This window comes from Neoroseomonas oryzicola, assembly GCF_012163135.1.
GTDB classification, from domain to species: domain Bacteria; phylum Pseudomonadota; class Alphaproteobacteria; order Acetobacterales; family Acetobacteraceae; genus Neoroseomonas; species Neoroseomonas oryzicola.
The window spans coordinates 1-1188 of the sequence record NZ_JAAVUP010000035.1; the positions used below are offsets into that span (position 1 = coordinate 1).

Here is a 1188-nt window from a genome sequence, read left to right on the forward strand (position 1 = left end):
TTACTTCGTGATCTTGGCGACGACGCCGGCGCCGACGGTGCGGCCGCCTTCGCGGATCGCGAAGCGCAGGCCTTCGTCCATGGCGATCGGCGCGATCAGCGTCACGTCCATCGACACGTTGTCGCCCGGCATCACCATCTCCACGCCCTCGGGCAGCGTCACCACGCCCGTCACGTCCGTCGTCCGGAAGTAGAACTGCGGACGATAGTTCGTGAAGAACGGCGTATGACGGCCGCCCTCTTCCTTCGTCAGCACGTAGGCTTCCGCCTTGAACTCCGTGTGCGGCGTGATCGAGCCCGGCGCGGCCAGCACCTGCCCACGCTCCACGTCCTCACGCTTCGTGCCGCGCAGCAGCGCGCCGATGTTGTCGCCCGCCTGGCCCTGGTCCAGCAGCTTGCGGAACATCTCCACGCCCGTGACCGTCGTCTTCACCGTGGCCTTCAGGCCCACGATCTCGACTTCCTCACCGACCTTGATGATCCCGCGCTCCACGCGGCCCGTCACCACCGTCCCGCGGCCCGAGATCGAGAACACGTCCTCGACCGGCATCAGGAACGGCTTGTCGACCTCGCGCGCCGGCTGCGGAATGTAGGCGTCCACCGCCTCCATCAGCTTCAGGATCGCCTGCTCGCCCAGCTCCGGCTCACGGTCCTCGAGCGCGCACAGCGCCGAGCCCTTGATGATCGGAATGTCGTCGCCCGGGAACTGGTACGACGACAGCAGCTCGCGCACTTCCATCTCGACCAGCTCGAGCAGGTCGGGGTCCGCCATGTCGCACTTGTTCAGGAACACCACCAGCGCCGGAACACCAACCTGGCGCGCCAGCAGGATGTGCTCGCGCGTCTGCGGCATCGGGCCGTCGGCCGCCGACACCACCAGGATCGCGCCGTCCATCTGCGCCGCACCCGTGATCATGTTCTTCACGTAGTCGGCGTGGCCGGGGCAATCCACATGCGCGTAGTGCCGGTTCGGCGTCTCGTACTCGACATGCGCCGTCGAGATCGTGATGCCGCGGGCCCGCTCCTCAGGCGCCTTGTCGATCTGGTCGTACGCCGTGAACGACGCACCGCCCGTCTTCGCCAGGACCTTGGTGATCGCCGCCGTCAGCGACGTCTTGCCATGGTCCACGTGCCCGATCGTGCCAATGTTGCAGTGCGGCTTGTTCCGCTCAAACTTTGCCTTCGCCAT

General features: G+C 66.7%; 1 protein-coding gene. It reads right to left on the reverse strand.

Going from position 1 to position 1188, the window contains the following annotated elements; genetic code table 11:
- Complete coding sequence (gene tuf / locus GWK15_RS25520) at positions 1 to 1188, reverse strand: elongation factor Tu (protein WP_168044422.1); 1188 nt, start codon at positions 1186 to 1188, stop codon at positions 1 to 3.

Excerpts from the sequence above, each read along its gene's own strand:
- tuf (WP_168044422.1), bottom strand. The coding sequence starts at position 1,188 with ATGGCGAAGGCAAAGTTTGAGCGGAACAAGCCGCACTGCAACATTGGC.